Source organism: Dysgonomonas sp. 511, from assembly GCF_010501105.1.
Lineage (GTDB): Bacteria > Bacteroidota > Bacteroidia > Bacteroidales > Dysgonomonadaceae > Dysgonomonas.
Genome location: NZ_QVMQ01000011.1, coordinates 68,194 through 86,285, shown reverse-complemented (window position 1 = coordinate 86,285; position 18,092 = coordinate 68,194). Strand labels below are relative to the sequence as shown.

At 39.7% G+C, this 18,092-nt stretch carries 17 protein-coding genes; 14 read left to right on the top strand and 3 right to left on the bottom strand.

What is annotated here, in order from left to right; genetic code table 11:
* Complete coding sequence (locus tag D0T57_RS06510; RefSeq protein ID WP_163272080.1) at nt 1-597, top strand: MarC family protein; 597 nt, start codon at nt 1-3, stop codon at nt 595-597.
* A 120-nt stretch (nt 598-717) separates the two neighbouring features.
* Here D0T57_RS06510 and uvrB read toward each other — a convergent pair whose 3' ends face one another.
* The gene (gene uvrB / locus D0T57_RS06505) at nt 718-2,730 is read right to left on the bottom strand and encodes an excinuclease ABC subunit UvrB (RefSeq protein ID WP_163272078.1); all 2,013 of its coding nucleotides are present in this window, start codon (nt 2,728-2,730) and stop codon (nt 718-720) included.
* 211 nt (nt 2,731-2,941) lie between these two features.
* On the opposite strand from uvrB, the gene gltX reads away from it, so the two are divergent.
* The 11 genes from gltX to D0T57_RS06450 all read left to right on the top strand — a co-directional run bounded on the left by gltX (nt 2,942) and on the right by D0T57_RS06450 (nt 15,213).
* Nucleotides 2,942-4,462, top strand: coding sequence for a glutamate--tRNA ligase (gltX, locus tag D0T57_RS06500; RefSeq protein ID WP_163272076.1), 1,521 nt, complete (start codon nt 2,942-2,944; stop codon nt 4,460-4,462).
* A gap of 4 nt (nt 4,463-4,466) precedes the next feature.
* Nucleotides 4,467-5,702 (top strand): 3-deoxy-D-manno-octulosonic acid transferase, encoded by a 1,236-nt coding sequence (locus D0T57_RS06495; protein WP_368666904.1) that lies wholly within the window; start codon nt 4,467-4,469, stop codon nt 5,700-5,702.
* Between the two features lie 83 nt (nt 5,703-5,785).
* On the top strand, nt 5,786-7,885 hold the full coding sequence (locus D0T57_RS06490; protein WP_163272072.1) for an HD family phosphohydrolase: 2,100 nt from the start codon (nt 5,786-5,788) through the stop codon (nt 7,883-7,885).
* Between the two features lie 6 nt (nt 7,886-7,891).
* Complete coding sequence (locus tag D0T57_RS06485) at nt 7,892-9,064, top strand: aminopeptidase C (protein ID WP_163272070.1); 1,173 nt, start codon at nt 7,892-7,894, stop codon at nt 9,062-9,064.
* Nucleotides 9,065-9,293: 229 nt separating this feature from the next.
* Nucleotides 9,294-10,025: a 1-acyl-sn-glycerol-3-phosphate acyltransferase gene (locus D0T57_RS06480; protein ID WP_163272068.1), complete on the top strand. Its 732-nt coding sequence runs from the start codon at nt 9,294-9,296 to the stop codon at nt 10,023-10,025.
* Nucleotides 10,026-10,089: 64 nt separating this feature from the next.
* Complete coding sequence (locus tag D0T57_RS06475; protein ID WP_163272066.1) at nt 10,090-11,892, top strand: LysM domain-containing protein; 1,803 nt, start codon at nt 10,090-10,092, stop codon at nt 11,890-11,892.
* Nucleotides 11,889-12,602 carry a porin family protein gene (locus tag D0T57_RS06470; RefSeq protein WP_163272064.1) on the top strand — a complete coding sequence of 238 codons (714 nt, stop codon included), beginning with the start codon at nt 11,889-11,891 and terminating at the stop codon, nt 12,600-12,602. The genes D0T57_RS06475 and D0T57_RS06470 overlap by 4 nt, the downstream gene beginning before the upstream one ends.
* 1 nt (nt 12,603) lies before the next feature.
* Entirely contained in the window at nt 12,604-13,290 is a 687-nt protein-coding gene (locus tag D0T57_RS06465; RefSeq protein ID WP_163272062.1) for a class I SAM-dependent methyltransferase, read from the top strand.
* Nucleotides 13,291-13,303: 13 nt separating this feature from the next.
* Nucleotides 13,304-13,864, top strand: a complete 561-nt coding sequence (locus D0T57_RS06460; RefSeq protein WP_163272060.1) for a cob(I)yrinic acid a,c-diamide adenosyltransferase — start codon at nt 13,304-13,306, stop codon at nt 13,862-13,864.
* A gap of 66 nt (nt 13,865-13,930) precedes the next feature.
* A complete protein-coding gene (locus D0T57_RS06455; protein WP_163272059.1) occupies nt 13,931-14,152 on the top strand; it encodes a DUF2795 domain-containing protein in 222 nt (73 codons plus the stop codon).
* Nucleotides 14,153-14,310: 158 nt separating this feature from the next.
* Entirely contained in the window at nt 14,311-15,213 is a 903-nt protein-coding gene (locus D0T57_RS06450) for a phage integrase SAM-like domain-containing protein (protein WP_163272057.1), read from the top strand.
* Between the two features lie 65 nt (nt 15,214-15,278).
* Here D0T57_RS06450 and D0T57_RS06445 read toward each other — a convergent pair whose 3' ends face one another.
* Nucleotides 15,279-15,605 carry a helix-turn-helix domain-containing protein gene (locus D0T57_RS06445; RefSeq protein WP_163272055.1) on the bottom strand — a complete coding sequence of 109 codons (327 nt, stop codon included), beginning with the start codon at nt 15,603-15,605 and terminating at the stop codon, nt 15,279-15,281.
* A gap of 398 nt (nt 15,606-16,003) precedes the next feature.
* Between D0T57_RS06445 and D0T57_RS06440 the strand changes: the two genes are divergently transcribed.
* Nucleotides 16,004-17,110: a hypothetical protein gene (locus D0T57_RS06440; RefSeq protein ID WP_163272053.1), complete on the top strand. Its 1,107-nt coding sequence runs from the start codon at nt 16,004-16,006 to the stop codon at nt 17,108-17,110.
* A complete protein-coding gene (locus D0T57_RS06435; RefSeq protein WP_163272051.1) occupies nt 17,107-17,262 on the top strand; it encodes an NUMOD3 domain-containing DNA-binding protein in 156 nt (51 codons plus the stop codon). The genes D0T57_RS06440 and D0T57_RS06435 overlap by 4 nt, the downstream gene beginning before the upstream one ends.
* A gap of 227 nt (nt 17,263-17,489) precedes the next feature.
* Here D0T57_RS06435 and D0T57_RS06430 read toward each other — a convergent pair whose 3' ends face one another.
* Nucleotides 17,490-18,065, bottom strand: a complete 576-nt coding sequence (locus D0T57_RS06430; RefSeq protein ID WP_163272049.1) for a hypothetical protein — start codon at nt 18,063-18,065, stop codon at nt 17,490-17,492.
* Nucleotides 18,066-18,092 lie beyond the last annotated feature (27 nt).

The window sequence follows — 18,092 nt, the reverse complement described above, 5'->3', positions numbered from 1 at the left end:
ATGAATTGGAATATTCTCGATTTTACGCAAATATTAAGTGCCTTTGTTGTGCTTTTCGCTCTTATAGATGTTTTGGGTTCAGTGCCTATTTTTCTTAATTTCAAGACAGGAGGAAAGGATGTAAACCCTATGCAGGCTGCTGTGTACTCATTTATTATAATGACAGCATTCTTGTTTGTCGGCGATTGGGTGCTGAAACTTTTCAATGTCGATGTATCATCTTTTGCGGTGGCAGGTGCATTGGTTATTTTCATTATTTCCATCGAAATGATCTTTGGTGTCGAAATATTCAAGAACGATGCGCCGGGAGGTTCGCGTACATTGGTTCCCATTGTTTTCCCTCTGATAGCGGGGCCGGGTACATTTACGGCGTTGCTGTCTATGCGTGCCGAATTTGAAGTACCCAATATAATCATAGCCCTGTTCCTGAACATGGTTCTTGTATTTCTGGTGTTGAAATACCTGAACGTAGTAGAGCGCATTGTGGGGGTAAGCGGAGTATATGTGATGCGTAAATTCTTCGGCATCATACTTATGGCTATTGCTGTAAGGCTGTTTACAGCAAATATAAACGCACTACTTCATAGCCTGCAATAAGATGATGGGCGATTTGTCGAGCCTGTCGATTCACATAAGTACAGGACAGTGAAGAGCTTCTGTTTTTTTAGATGAAAAAACCAATTTGTAATATTTCCTAATAGACTCTTAATTCTAGCTTTATTTTTTCGCTTTTAGTTCGTCCTCAAGCTTTATTATCTGGTCGCGAAACTGGGCGGCTTCAAGAAATTCCAGTTTCTTAGCGGCAGCAGCCATCTGTCTTTTTGCTTTGGCAATAGCTTTTTGCAGGTCGTCTTTACTCATGTATGCTATCTGGTCTTCCGAGGCTATAGCCAGGCTTGTATCCTGCTTGTATCCCTTAGTGTTTTCGTCTTCTTTCGTTTTATTGAATACAGATGTGCGGGCTTTCTTGATCTGCTGCGGCGTGATGCCGTGTTGTTCGTTGTATGCCATTTGTTTCTCGCGGCGGCGGTTTGTTTCATTTATTGTCTTTTCCATACTTTCAGTTATCCTGTCGGCATAAAAGATAACCTTCCCGTTTACATTACGGGCAGCACGTCCTACGGTCTGGGTCAGCGAACGGTGCGAGCGCAGGAAGCCTTCTTTGTCGGTATCCAATATGGCAACGAGCGATACTTCCGGCAAATCGAGTCCCTCGCGCAGAAGGTTGACCCCTACCAGAACGTCAAACTCTCCGGCTCGCAGGTCGTCCATGATCTGCACCCGTTCCAGTGTGTCTACATCCGAGTGGATATAACTGCATCGTATGCCATTGTCCGACAGGTAATTCGTCAATTCTTCCGCCATACGCTTAGTAAGGGTGGTGACAAGGGTTCGTTCGTTTTTTTCTACACGTATCTGTATCTCTTCCATCAGGTCGTCTATCTGATTGAGGCTCGGACGTACATCTATCGGAGGGTCGAGAAGCCCGGTAGGACGTATAAGTTGCTCCACCACTACACCCTCCGATTTCATCAATTCGTAGTCGGCCGGGGTGGCGCTGATATAAACAGTTTGCGGCACAAGCGATTCAAATTCTTCGAACTTCAATGGCCTGTTGTCTAATGCCGACGGCAACCTGAATCCGTATTCCACAAGATTCTCTTTGCGCGAATGGTCGCCACCGTACATCGCCCGTATTTGGGGGATAGTAACGTGGCTTTCGTCTATCACCATCAAGAAGTCGTCGGGGAAGAAGTCTAACAAACAGAACGGGCGGCTGCCCGGCTTGCGGTTATCAAAATAGCGGGAATAGTTTTCTATACCCGAGCAGTGCCCTACTTCGCGTATCATTTCCAGGTCGTATGATACTCTTTCGTACAGGCGTTTGGCTTCTAGCGGGCGTCCTACTGAGTTGAAGAACTCTACTTGCCGTCCCATATCTATTTCTATCTCGGATATTGCCCTGTCCATCCTGTCTTTAGTGGTCACGAAGAGGTTTGCCGGGTAGATGCGGAATTCGTCGTATTTATCTATTCTAACTCCACTCAACGGGTCAAGGCATTCGATGCTTTCTATTTCGTCGCCCCAGAATACAACACGGACTATCGGGTCGCCATATGCAAGGAATACATCGACAGTGTCGCCCTTTACCCTGAAGTTTCCGGCAACGGGCGATATTTCGTTCCGCGAGTAAAGAGCGTCTACCAACCGGCGCAAGAAGACATCGCGTACAAGCTTTTGCCCTACTTTGATAGATATGGTCGAATGCTCGAAGTCTTCGGGGTTACCCATACCATAGAGACACGATACGGACGAAACGACAATTACATCGCGCCTGCCCGACAGCAGGGCGGTTGTAGATGCCAGCCGTAGTTTTTCTATCTCATCGTTTATCGAAAGGTCTTTCTCTATGTATGTATTGGTGGAAGGGATATAAGCTTCCGGTTGATAATAATCGTAATATGAGACAAAGTATTCTACCGCATTTTCGGGAAAAAAAGATTTAAACTCGCCATAAAGCTGAGCTGCCAATGTCTTATTATGGCTCAGTATCAAAGTTGGTTTCCTTACATTCTGGATAACATTTGCTATTGTAAATGTCTTTCCCGAGCCGGTCACGCCTAATAACGTTTGCGCAGGGATGTTTTGCATTACCCCTTCCGATAAGGCTGCAATAGCAGCAGGCTGGTCTCCGGTAGGCTTGAAACTGGATGTGAGTTTGAAATTCATTTTGTCTTACAGTGTACTTAGAATAAAGAGAACAAGAATTGTGCAAATTGCTTGCGATATATTGTCTTTACATTATTTAAACAACAAATATAGACAATTATGTAAAAGGTAGTATGTTGTATGGCATTATTAGTCGAATAATTAAATGTCTTTTTGTCATGTTTCATAATATTTGTATATTTTTGTATCCTGTTTCCAAAAAGGATATGATATGTCTCAAAAAGTAAGGGTGCGTTTTGCGCCAAGTCCTACAGGTCCTCTGCACATAGGGGGAGTACGTACAGCATTATACAACTATTTGTTTGCTAAAAAGAATAACGGAGACTTTATCCTCCGCATAGAAGATACAGATTCCCAGCGTTTCGTTCAGGGAGCCGAAGAGTATATTATCGAAGCCCTGACCTGGCTCGGAATAGAGTTTGACGAAGGAACCCACTTGGGTGGTGCCTATGCTCCTTACCGCCAGTCGGACAGAAGGGATATTTACAAAAAGTATGTAGATATCTTGCTGGAAAAAGGTGCGGCGTATATAGCATTCGACTCTCCTCAAGAATTGGAGGCAAAACGCGCATCTGTCCCTAATTTCCAATACGATGCATCTACAAGGAACGAAATGCGCAATTCCCTTACCCTGACGAAAGAAGAGGTGCAAAAGCTGATAGATGAGGGCAACCAATATGTGGTGCGTTTCAAGATAGACGCAGGGCAAGAGGTTATTGTCAACGATATTATCAGGGGCGAAGTGAAATACAACTCGTCTGTGCTCGACGACAAAGTACTATACAAGTCGGCCGACAACCTACCAACTTACCACCTTGCCAACATTGTAGACGACCATCTGATGGAAATAACACATGTGATACGCGGGGAAGAATGGCTTCCTTCTGCGCCTTTGCATGTCCTGTTGTACGAAGCATTTGGCTGGAAAGACACAATGCCGCAGTTTGCACACCTTCCGCTTCTGTTGAAACCGGAGGGCAACGGAAAGCTGAGCAAGCGCGATGGCGACCGTTTAGGCTTCCCTGTATTCCCGTTGGAATGGAAAGATCCGAAGACCAGCGAGATATCATCAGGATACCGCGAAAGCGGTTATTTGCCGGAGGCCGTAGTCAATTTTCTGGCTTTGCTGGGCTGGAATCCCGGAAACGACCAGGAGATAATGTCGATGGACGAACTTATACAGCTTTTCTCGTTGGAAAAATGCAGTAAAAGCGGTGCGAAGTTCGATTACGAAAAAGGAAAATGGTTCAATCACCAATATATACAGCAAAAACCAAATGCCGAAATAGCAAAACTCTTTTATCCCCTTCTCGAAGAAAACGGGATAGATGTGTCTTTGGATTATATAGAAAAAGTAGTCAGCCTTGTAAAAGAACGGGTCAATTTCGTAAAAGAGCTTTGGGGACAATCTTCCTTTTTCTTTGTTGCGCCTGCTGCTTATGACGAAAAAGTAGTAAAAAAACGCTGGAAAGAAGATTCTCCTACACAAATGGCGGAACTGGCCGGGGTAATTGATTCGATCGGCGATTTCTCATCTCATAATCAGGAAGAAGTAGTAAAAGGCTGGATAGAAGCGAAAGGATATCATTTAGGAAACATAATGAATGCCTTCCGGCTTGCCATTGTAGGCGAATCCAAAGGCCCTCATATGTTCGATATAACCGAAGCCATAGGCAAAGAGGAGACTGTAAAGCGTCTGGAAACGGCAATCCGCGAAATTAAACCTCTCTGATATGATATTTTATAATCTGGCTATATACCTCTATGCCTTTATTGTGCGTGTCATTTCACCCTTCCACAAAAAGGCTCGGAAAATGATTGCCGGGCATAAACAAGCATATAAGATACTAAAAGAAAAAGCCGACCCCAATGCCGAATATATATGGTTCCATGCTGCATCTCTGGGCGAGTTTGAGCAGGGAAGGCCTATCATAGAAGAAATAAAAAGGAAGCATCCGGATACCAGGATATTACTTACCTTCTTCTCTCCGTCGGGGTATGAAGTGCGCAAAGATTATCCCTATGCCGACATCGTTTGCTACCTGCCATTCGATAAAAGGAGGAATGTAAAGAAATTCTTTCGGCTGATCAATATAAAGAAGGCTATCTTCATCAAATATGAGTTTTGGTACAACTTCGTAAACCTGTTGAAGAAGAACGATATTCCGGTGTTTATGATCTCTGCCATCTTCCGCCCGTCCCAAATCTTTTTCAAATGGTACGGAGGGGTAATGAGAAAGTTGCTGGGATATTACAACTATATTTGTGTCCAGGACGAGAACTCGAAGCAGTTATTGGCATCTATAAATATTACGAATGTAAAAGTATGCGGAGATACCCGTTTCGACCGGGTCTTGGATGTTCGCAAGCAAGCTAAGCCTTTGGATATTGTGGATACCTTTGCTCGGAAAGCCGAATCGGAAAACGAAAAGATTATCGTAGCCGGCAGCACATGGCCTAAAGATGAGGATGTGATAATCCCTTACTTCAACAGTGCCACCGATGTGAAGCTTATCATAGCACCCCACGAAATAGATGAAGCCCATTTGAAGTATATAGAGGGCAATCTTCAGCGTCCTTATATACGCTATTCGCAGGCGATACCTGCCATGATGCACGATTACGATTGCCTGATAATAGACGGTTTCGGGCTCTTGTCTTCTGCCTATCGCTATGGGCAGATAGCTTATGTAGGCGGTGGCTTTGGAGTAGGGATACACAATGTACTCGAAGCGGCAGTATATGACATACCTGTGATTTTTGGCCCTAACTTTAAGAAGTTCAGGGAGGCTCAGCAGTTGCTCGAAGCAGGAGGAGGCTATTCCGTTTCCGACTACCAGTCTTTCAGAGGGCTTATGGATGAGTTTTTGCAGTACGATGATATACTTAATGTTGCCGGAAAACATGCCGGAGATTATGTGAGGACAAATGCCGGCGCAGTAGAAAGGGTAATAAATGTCCTTGAGCTTTAGTAACACTTACTAAAGGCTTTTTGCATTTATCTTTCCCATATTTGGAATAATCTTAGTAGATTTGTGTTTTAAACCATATTGTTATGGCTCAAATTGATAAGATACTAGACAGTAGGATCAAGATACCTACGCCTCTTTTTTTTATAGCTACTATTTTGATTATAACATATTTTCTTCCCCGCGAAGGGAAATATGAATATGTGTATGCCGAAAACCGTCCTTGGCAGTATGGGCTGTTGACGGCGCCCTTCAATTTTCATGTACACAAATCGGAAGATCAGGTAAATCAGGAAAAAGATAGCATTCTCCAAACATACCAGCCCTATTACAAGACCGATAAAGATGTGTCGAAGAAAGCTGTTTCGCAGTTTGCAAAAGACGCAAATGCAAAGAGTATTCCTTACGAATATATCAGCTATGTTTCGCGAAAACTGGCGGAGGTCTACAAAGCCGGGATAGTATCGGCAGAAGACTACGAAAAGGTGCAGAACCTAAAAAAGAAGCAGCTCCATTTGCTCGACGACAATAATATTGCGGGAATGCGGCATGTGGCATCGTTTTATACGCCGCGGCAGGCATACGACAAGATAGTGGACGACGCTCCCGGAAACGTAGATACAAATACGCTATTGTCCCTCAATCTGAATGACTATCTCAATGTCAATATCGTTTTCGATGAAAAAAGGTCGAATAGTTTCAAGGACGATTTGTTGAAGCAGGTTTCTCTGTATGAAGGAGAGGTGCAATCGGGCGAAAAAATTATAGACAGGGGCGAAATCGTTGACTTTCACACCAAAAACATACTCGATTCGTACAAGCGTGAAATAGAAAGCAAGGTGGGCACAAAATCGAAACCCGGATGGCTTATCCTGGGCGAGTTTGTGATGATAACCTTGTTTGTCATGTCGCTAATGCTTTACCTGAAATTCTACAGGCCGCGGGAATACGAAAACCGCAAGGATATAATATTCATTTTGCTCTTGGTTCTTGTGTTTACCATTATCGCAGCTAAGGTGGCAGATAGCAAGATGTTCAGTTTAGTTTATCTTGTGCCATTTGCCATACCTGCAATCCTTATACGTACCTTTATCGACTCGCGTACGGCAATGACAGTCCACACGGTAATAGTTGTCATTTCAGCCTTGATGATACCTGTAGGGCAAATGGCCCAGTTCATCGTTTTGCAGATATTGGCAGGCTATGTATCCATCTTTAGCCTGAGGAATCTGTCGGAACGCTCGCAGTTGGTCTACTGCTCATTGTTTATATTGATTACTTATATAGTAGCCTATACCGGTTGGGTGCTTGGTACAGAAGGCGACATTGGGCTGATAAAAGAAAATGCAAGGTTGTATGTATATTTCTGTATCAACTTTGTCTTTGTGTCGTTTGCTTACCTGTTGGTTTATATGTGCGAACGTGTATTCGGTTTTATTTCCGAAGTCAGCATGATAGAGTTATCCAATACCAACAGGCCGTTGCTGCAACAGTTGTCGGAAATAGCTCCGGGCACTTTCCAGCATTCGATGCAGGTATCCACGTTGGTGGTTTCGGCTGCACACCGTATAGGGGCTAATGCAACGTTGGTGCGCACGGGAGCTTTATACCATGACATAGGCAAAATGGTAAATCCTATATTTTTCACCGAAAACCAGTCGGAGGGAATGAATCCTCATGCGGGGCTGACGGAGAAAGAGAGCGCCCGTATCATAATAGACCATGTAGAAGAGGGAATTAAAATAGCAAAGAAAAACAACCTTCCGCAGCAGATTATCGACTTTATAGAAACGCATCATGGTAAAGGTAAGGCTAAATATTTTTACAACTCATACATAAACAAGCATCCGGACGAGGAAGTAGACGAAGCAGACTTCACTTATCCGGGGCCAAATCCTTTTTCGAAAGAAACAGCCTTGCTTATGATGGCAGATACTGTAGAGGCTGCTTCGCGCAGCTTGAAGGATAATAGCAAGGAGGCCATATCGGAGCTTGTAAACCGATTGATAGATAGTCAGGTAGCCGATGGTCTGCTGAAAAATGCTCCGATAACCTTCAAGGATATTGAGCAATCGAAAGAGGTCTTTATCGAGAAACTGGTGAGCATGCGGCACCTCAGGGTTGCATATCCTGAATTGAAAAAAGCACAGGAGGACTTAAACAATACACAAAATACTGAAGGATAAATTAAGATGAAAAAGCTATTATTGTTGCCAATCCTGCTATTGGCATTGAGCCTGTCGGCACAGTCGGGTTATAAATTTACTGTAGTAAAAGAAAATCCTATCACATCAATTAAAAACCAGTCGAATAGCGGAACTTGCTGGAGTTTCTCGGCAGTAGGATTCCTTGAGTCGGAACTCATACGGATGGGAAAAGGTGAGCACGACCTTTCGGAAATGTATATCGTCCGCCGCAATTATGCAGATAAAGCTGAAAAATATGTAAGGCTTGGAGGACATCTGAACTTTGCGCAAGGTGGCTCTTTTGCCGATGTAATAGAAACATTGAACGAATACGGTATAGTTCCCAATAATGTTTATTCAGGATTAAACTATGGAGAGAATATGCACCGCCATAGTGAATTGGAGTCGGGGCTTTCCGGTTATGTATCAGCTATAAAGGCCAACAAAAACAGGCGTCTGTCTACAGCATGGATAGCGGGATTCAATGGAATACTTGATGCCTATTTCGGCGTATTGCCTCAAACTTTCGACTATGATGGAAAGAGTTATACCCCGCAATCGTTTCGCGAGTCGTTAGCCCTTGATGCTAAAGATTATATTTCTTTGACATCGTTTACACACCATCCGTTCTATGCTCCTTTTGCATTAGAAATTCCGGACAACTGGCGCTGGGCACTTTCTTACAATCTGCCTATCGACGAGTTTATGGAAGTTTTCGATAATGCAATAAATAACGGATACACTGTAGCGTGGGCGTCCGATGTCAGCGAAATCGGTTTCTCGCGCAAAGGAATTGCCGTGATACCGGACGAAGAAGCACCCGAAAATATTGGTTCCGATCAGGCGCACTGGCTCGGGCTCTCGCAACTGGATAAGAACAATGCCTTGAAATCGAAAGTGGAAAGCGGGCCGGTGAAAGAAAAAATAATAACACAGGAAATGCGTCAAACAGCTTTCGACAACCAGGAAACAACCGACGATCATGGCATGCAGATATACGGAATAGCCAAAGACCAGAATGGTGCAAAGTATTATATGGTAAAAAACTCGTGGGGACAAGCCGGTATGTATAAGGGCTTGTGGTATGCTTCCGAAACTTTTGTGAAGTATAAGACCTTAAGTATTGTGATACATAAAGATGCTCTGCCAAAAGAAATAGCTAAAAAACTGGGTATTTAAACAGGCTCTAAATATTTCAATTATACCAAACGGGGTGAAGTATCTCTTATCGAAAAAAGAGATGTTTCACTCCGTTCGGCACAATAGGGATACTTTAATATGGGGAGATACTCCCTGTATTTGCCGGATTAGTAATGAATTTTGCTCATATCTGAATTATAAAGATACTTTTTCGATACTCTCTTTATTAAAAAAATGTATTTTTGTAAAATCGAATAAAATCGCGTTTATGAAGAAGGTTGTTTTATTTTTGTACGAGCTGTTTATATTTGCTCCCATATTTATCATAGCCACTATCATTACAGCCGTTACAGTTATGATAGGCTGCCTGATAGGTAACTCTAAGTTCTGGGGATATTACCCTCCGCATTTGTGGGGCAAACTGGCATGCAGGTTGGCTCTGTGTAAGATAAAAGTGACTCATAAGTCGAAGCTCGATCCCGAAAAATCGTATGTCTTCATCCCTAACCACCAGAGCGCTTATGACATTTTCCTTATCTACGGATACCTGGGGCAAAATATAAAATGGGTACAAAAACAGGAACTTCGCAAAATACCGTTTGTCGGAAAGGCATCCGAGATTGCAGGGCACGTATTTGTCGATCAGTCGAGCCTGAAATCAATGAAAGAAACCATCGAGAAAGCCGAAGCTCAACTCGATAAAGGGTCATCGATGGTCATATTTCCCGAAGGAGCCAGGACAAAGACCGGAAAAATGGGACGCTTCAAACGGGGAGCCTTTATTATAGCTAAAGAAATGAACCTCTCCATAGTGCCCGTTACAGTAAACGGAGCTTACGACCTGATGAAGATAAAGACATACCTGTTGAATCCCGGTACATTGGAGCTTATCGTGCACGAACCTGTTTCGACCGAAGACCTTACTGATGAGAATATGCCCGATTTCATAAATAATTGCAGGGAAACTGTACACTCCGGATTATGGGAGAGTTATAAATAAAAATCTTATAACAAAATATAATGTCATTTTTGTATTTTTGCTTTTTAAACAAATACTATTGAATATGAGGATTAAAAATTTATTCACATTCTTCTTCATCCTTACTGCCTCTTGCCTGCTGAGTAATGCAAGTATATTGACAGCAAATGAAGAGATAAACACAAACGGACGGTATTATACTTCTACACCACAAGACGGAATAATCACATATACAGTAAAAAAAGGCGATACGGTGTTTGGTATTGCTAATGCACACGGAACAACAGTGGAGGAAATATACGAGTTGAATCCGAAGGCCGCAAAGGGTATTAAAGAAGGCGATAAGCTGAAAATAAAGAAATCGAGAAAAGCTGCACGACACAGCAACCATTTGATAGAATCGGGCGAAACATTGTTTTCTGTATCCAGGATGTATAGCATCTCGGAAAATGAACTTAGAAATGCAAATCCCGGGCTCGACAAGGCTACATTCAGGACTGGTAAAACAATAAAGATACCGGTTTACGAAAATACAGCTACAGTTGCAACAAAGGTTGCGACAGTCACCGCAACTACAGCCTCTCCCACTACACACAAGGTAGGTAAAGGGGAAACGCTGTATGGCATCGGAAAAAAATACGATGTGCCGGTAGCCTCATTGCTCGGTGCAAACCCTCAACTGGAGGGTGGTGTATTGAAAGAAGGCAATATTATAAATATACCAGCCAAAAATACGGCAGGTACTACAACTACAGCTTCGGTGATCAGAACGAATGATGGAACCCAGACGAGTGTATTGGATATTCCATTTGCCTCTAGCGGCGAAACCGTTAAGGTTGGTATCCTATTGCCTTTCCTCGAAGAAAAGGGTAATATAAAGAAAGATAAACTGATAGAATATTACGAAGGATTTCTGCTCTCTCTGGAAACATTGAAGAAAAAAGGGTTGAACGCCGAAGTATATACATTCGACATAGGCAACAGCAGCAGTACAGAACGGCTGGAAAGCCTGTTGGAGACAGCAGAACTGCGAAGCCTCCATTTGATAATCGGCGGTGTTTCGAAAGAGCAAATCGCTAAAATTTCAACCTTCTCGAAAAAGACGGGAATAAAATATGCTATTCCGTTCGGCACATCGAAAGAAATGTTATCCACCCCTTCGTTGTACCAAATGACCAGCCTCCACTCCAATCTGTATGATGAAATAAATGCAGGTTTCATTAAGCAGTTTAATGATTATAATATAGTATTTGTTTCGGAGTCGGGCTCGAAGAATGATAAGGAGGATTTTGTAAAACAATTGAAGAAAGCCCTTACCGAATCTTCGGTTACATTCAAGACTATTGATGGGTCTGACAACCTGTTGGCAGATATAAAAAATTCATTGAATATCTTCAAAAAGAACATTCTGGTGCCTACTTCGGCTTCGGAAGCTACTTTGCGAAAAATACTATCTTCTGCCAAAACCCTGTCGGGAGAATCTTTCACACTTTTCGGTTATCCCGAATGGCAGACATATACACAGCATCTTGCCGACCTGCAAAAATATAACTCATACATTTATAGCATATTTTACCTGAACGAGCAAGACCAGGCAGTGCAGGAAGTAGCATCGGAATACAAGAAATGGTATAATAAGGAAATTATAAATTCTTTCCCTAAATACGCCTATCTGGGATACGATACAGGCCTGTATTTCTTTTCTGCCTTGAATAAGTATGGCAGCGATTTCAGCCCTCATATAAAAGGATTTAGTGTGCCAACTTTGCAATCGGCCATCCATTTTGAGAATAAAGACGATAAAAATTCCGGTTTTGTGAATAAGGGATTGTATTTTATCCAGTTCAAGTCGAATGGTAGTGTTGCGAAAACAGATGTAAGTAAATGACCTGCAAAGATATATTAATATTATTATTGTTCATTTGCTTTTTTATTCCGGTGAAAGGGCAGGATAAGGGTAAAAAGTTCGAACCGGAATGGAACGTCGGTGTCGGATTTGGGCCTACTTTTTCCACTATCGATTTTGAAAAGGCAAAAGGAGGGGCCTCCCTTTCTACAAAAAACACCCAACAGTTTGCCGGAGGGCTGGCTTTGAGATACCTCTCCGAGAAGAATCTCGGATTCATTGTCGAACTTAATTACAGCCAGCAGGGATGGGAGCAGGACTTTTCGAAAGAGCCCGAGCAAAGCCAGTATGCACATACGCATAAATTGTCGTATCTGGAATTGCCGGTACTTACCCATATCTATTTTGGACGTAAATTGCGTTTCGTATTCAATCTGGGGCCAAAGCTGAGTTACCTGATAAGCGAGAGTGAGGAAATGAACAAAGAATTGTCGGATTATCTTTCGAGCGGCAACATGGGGCCCGGATTTGTTACACACCAGTATTACCGGAATGCCGACCGTAAAATAGACTACGGGCTGATGGGTGGACTTGGACTCGAACTCCGGACGGGCATCGGCAATTTTATGCTCGAAGGGCGTTACACTTTTGGCTTGGGAGACATATACAGTAATAGTAAATCAGATTATTTTCCGCGTTCGGCAAACAGGGTTATTTCGGCTAAGTTGACATATTACATTAAGTTGTTTTGATATGCCACGTATATACAAGCTCTCTCGTACAGGGCTGAGGATACTATATAAAATACGCCATCATAGGGGGCATGGCATACATTCGCCTTTTGTATTCAATCTGATAACAAAGGTGATAGAAGAGAAGGCTCCTTACCATGCCTATGATGATATAAAAGAAGTATTGCAAAGAAATGGAGACAAAAACCTTAAGCTGACCAAGGCCAACCTGCTGTCTTTTCGCCTGATGAACTATTTCGAAGCCCAAAATATATTGGAAATAGGTTCCGGCTTTGGTGCGAATACATTATGCCTTACTGCCCATTCTGCCGACAGCATATGTACCTGTATCGAAACATCGGAGGATAAAGGTCGTGTAGCAGAAACATTATATAGCGAATGGCCGAGAAATATAAAGTTGCTCAAAGCGTCGGAATTGCCATTTTTAGATAAAAAACAAGATTGTATATATGTCGATTTAAACCATTTCAGGTTGTTTAAGTCTGATCTAATCAGATGCCTTGAATATCATTCGTCTGAAAAAACTTTTATAATTGTTAAGGGAATCCGAACAAATAAAAGGTGTCAGGCGTTATGGAAAGAAATTATTAACATGGATGGCCGCACTGCGGTTCTCGACTTGTTTAATATAGGGATTTTGTTTTTCGATAAGAAACTGTATAAATGGAGTTACCAGATTAGTTTTTAAAAACCTGAGAAAGATGAAGAAGAGCTTGATATATACCAAAACGGGAGATAAGGGGACTACATCTCTGGTAGGGGGCAAACGTGTGCCAAAAGCGCACATAAGGCTTGAGGCATACGGTACTGTCGACGAACTGAACTCGTTTGTCGGATTCTTGTTAGAAACAATAAGCGACGAAAGCGACAGGGAGCGGCTACGCTATATACAGCATAAACTATTTACAGTAGGCTCTTACCTGGCTACGGAGACAGAGGCCATATCGCCCAAGGCTGCAAGCATTATTAGCGATAAGGATATCGCTTTGCTCGAAACCGAAATGGACATGATGGATAGCCAGTTGCCGGCACTCCGCCAGTTTGTATTGCCGGGAGGTAACGAGCCCGCATCGAGGGCGCATCTTTGCCGCACAGTTTGCCGCAGGGCTGAGCGTTGCATTTACCGTGTGAAAGAAGAATATCCGGTCGACGAAAATATTATGATGTTCGTAAACCGGCTCTCCGACTACTTTTTCCTTCTGGCTCGAAAAGAGAGTAATAAAACGGGGAGTGAAATATTTTGGGATCAGTCTTTGATATAAGAAATAATATCCTATTTTTGCGGAAAATATAGATGATCAAGAATAACAATTAAACTTTAAGATACTATGTATTGGACTTTAGAATTAGCATCGAAATTGGAAGATGCCCCGTGGCCGGCAACAAAAGATGAGCTGATAGATTATGCCCAACGCTCAGGAGCGCCGCTCGAAGTTATCGAAAACCTACAGGAGATAGAAGACGAGGACGAAATATTCGATACAATAGAAGATATCTGGCCCGACTATCCCAGTAAGGAGGATTTCTTCTTTAACGAAGACGAGTATTGACGTCAAAAAATTGTAAAACGCTTTAAAATAAAGCATATATACAGGGGATTAGGGTAACAAAAAATTACCTTAATCTCTTTTTTATGCCCTTTTTTGCTATATTTGTTACCCTAAATACAACCCTAAAAAGGGTAATATTCCTAAAAAAATACATAGTAATGGGTAGAAAGAAAGCTGATAGGCCAACAGGGAAATTTAAACTTCGTACAGACCAAAGCAAAGATGATGGTAAATACACCTTATATTTAGAGTACAGTCTGAATAGAAAATTTGCAAAAACTACCACAGAATATAAGTTTAAGCCCTCAGAATGGGACGATAAGAATCAAAAAGTAAAAGGGACTGTTCCAAACTATAATCGTATCAATGCTCAATTATCCAAGCTTAAAAATGGTATTGATGCAGCTATTATTGATTACCTTGACAGAACAAAAGGCAATATTAAACGAAGATTAAGTATTGAAACCTTAAGAGCTATAGTTCAACGAAAACCAATAACTACATTAGGAAAGGTTGAGGATAATGAGTTTTTTACTATGGCAAATCAATTGCAAGAAAAAAATTATTCTCAAAATAGAATAGGTTACAGCACATATGAAAACAATCTCTGTCAATTAAGATTATTTCGTCAGCTTGTAAGAGAAGTAACAGGCGAAAATTATATAAGTTGCAACGAAATAGATATAGACTTGATTAATAAATTTATAAAGCATAAGCAAGACAAAAATAATAAGCCTGTAACGATTAATAAAGCCTTGAAACCAATAAAAGAGACATTAGAACTTGCCTCAATTAAAGGATTAGCAAGTGCAGAGATGGTATATTTAATTTCTAAAAATTATCTCCCCATTGATGAAACATCAATTGATAGAGAAGATGGGGATGTCAAATATCTGAATAAAGAACAACTTATAGCATTGTTAAAGTTGTATCCCAATCTACATAACAGGACAAAAGATTTTATTGATATGCTCCTTTTCTCTGTACACACAGGTTTGAGAGTTTCAGATATAATTACACTCCCGAAGATAAATATGCAAGATTTTTACCTAAGACCATAAAAGAAGAAGTTGAAACCAAACTCGATTTCAACTTCCTTCCTGATGGCTTTTAGCCAATCTTTATTTTAATCATAAGCAAATGCTTCTAAACGATTTTTCTGATAAAAGTACATTATATCTTCATAGCTGTATAGAAATTTATCACCTACCTGAGTGTAGGGCAAATAACCTTCATCTCTATACTTTTTTATCCAATTTTGACCCACGCCCAAGAGTGCAGGAAGGTCTTTATTGGTATAAAATGGTTTTACAATGTTATTTTTAGTGTGTTCAATTAGGATTGAACATAAATTTTTCAAATCTTTTATCTCTTCTTTTAGTTCGTTTAGTTCATCGCTATGAACTGCAATCAAAGTGCTCATTATTTTAAATTTAGCAACTTTATTATTCATGGATTTTCACAAATCCAAGCTGTACCATAATTATTGCACTTCCATCATCAGAAAGCGACTAAAACAAATATACCTTTTTTATTTTCTAAAAACAAATGATATTTTAACAAAAATAGAAATTGGCCCTAGGTATCCATCTATCTCCAACTTTCAAAAACCCTACCCCCTAAATATAAGGGGCATTATCCTGTGAATGCCTCCTCAAAAAAATTCCAGAAAAAATTTTGACACTTTATAAAAGTGATTTTGTATAATTGAATGAATCGGACCGGCACAACATTTAAAAAAAAATATTATTGTTAACTATTGATTATTTTTTTTAAATAAATACATATTTAGATATATATAGACTGTACCATAGTGTACCTAAAAATAATAAGAGTATAAATTTAAAATCAATGACAAATGAGAAGAAAAGAAAACAGTACCCAAAAGCAACAATCCAATTAGATAAGTTAGTATTTTGCTGCAAATCAACAGTAGAAGACAATTTCAATTACGCAGTAGAATGCAATCCAAATTACTATTTTGAACCTGAATTTCAATTTAACCAAACAAAGCTAATACGCTTTCAAGACCCAGCTAAGAGATTTAAGCACTCTTTCAAAGTCCTATATAAAGATAAGCAGATAGGAAGTATTGATTTTAATATGTATGGAGCATTATTCGATAATCTTATTCGATTTACTGTGTTAAATGAGGTATTCTATAACAATACATTGAAATGTGTGCCAGTGGCTTTAAAAGACCTAAATTTAGAGATTAATAACTTCAACAAGATTGATGTTTCAATAGATTGTTATAATTATGATATTGAGCATGTACTAAGGAAAAATATACGAGCAAAAGATAATACGGTCAAATTATTTGGTCAAATGATAAAGGATCGTGACAAAGTTATTAGAGAAATAACCTATTATAATCATGGCTCTCGAAATAACCCTTACTTAATAAGGTCTATCCTTATTAAGAATAAAAAAGGAACTTTTGAATTGTCATGTTATAATAAGACTGAAGAAATCAAACAATCGAAAAAAGAGTATATCAATGATTATCATAAAGAGCAAAACTCTAAATTTAGTAAGCTGTTTCGTATTGAAGTAAGATTAACGTATGATGAAATACATCGCTATATAAAGAAGCATAAGAAACCTATCTCATTTGATGATATTATGAATGCTCAGTTCTTACATGAAATGTTCTCTGAGTATTTGGATAGGATTATTGTCATTTATAAAAATGGAACAAATAAGAGGAAAAGAGATAAAGTTTCTCTTATTCCAACTATTGATATTGTACCCTCAGAGGGTATATTACAACCTACCCTCCCAGATACAATATTACTACCTCAACATTCAGAAAATGAAACCAATAATATTAAAAATTTTGATAATATAAAAAACAGTATTATTAATCAATATAAAGAGGTAAAATATAAACATGAAATATTTATAAATAAGATAAATAACAATATCAATAAGTATTTAAACTACAATAATCCATGAGAACAAATAGAAAGCTGTCAGAAGAACATAAGCAAAAGATAAGCGAGGCATTAAAGGGCGATAAAAATCCTAATTTTGGAAAAGCTCTTTCGTCTACCCATCGCCAAAAGATCAGTAAAAGCCTTCTAAAATATTGGTCCGTATTGGAGTGATTGACACCTGCGTTACTCGTAATTTTCGTAAAATCGTCTATTTACATGGAAAATCAGGCGTGAAGATTATCCTGTTTATTCCATACGACAAAAATGATCATCAAAAGATGATTATCATATATTTGTGATAATTTTGTGTGAAAATAAAAATGTATCAATATAATCTATAAATAGACTTATTGATACATTCTTATTTGTGTGAACTTAACCTAAAAGATTAAACTGATTTAATCCATTTCAATTTTACATTTTATATGACCATTTACTTTCATCAAATAATTATAATCAGGATACCAATTCCTATTTAAAGGCAAAATAATATTCTTGAATTCCACTTTCATTATTTGAGAAGACTTATCAAATTCAGTCACAATAGCTTGTCCTTTATATTTGTCATATTTCTCTTCGTTAGGAACAAATAAATTATTAAGCCAATAATTTTCCTTTTGATAAAGTAATTTAACATCGTAGTTCTTATTATTCGCTAAATTATCTCCTACTTGTATATCTTCCAAAGATATTTTTAAAATACTTATAGTAAATATACCATATTCAACATCTTCATTGTTACCATTATCATCGCCTAACCATATAGAAATATTTAAACTTGCTGATCCTGTTAAATTAGGAGTAGAATAAGAAATATTGCTCAAGAAAGAACTTGTGGAAACAGAAATACCATCAATGTTTAAACTTGTTGATGTGGAGCCATTTTCAAAAACATCATCATCATCGTCACTACAAGCCACAAATGAGATACTAAAAACAAATATTGATAATATAAACAGTAAATTCTTTTTCATAATTTTATATATAAATTCAGTTTGTGA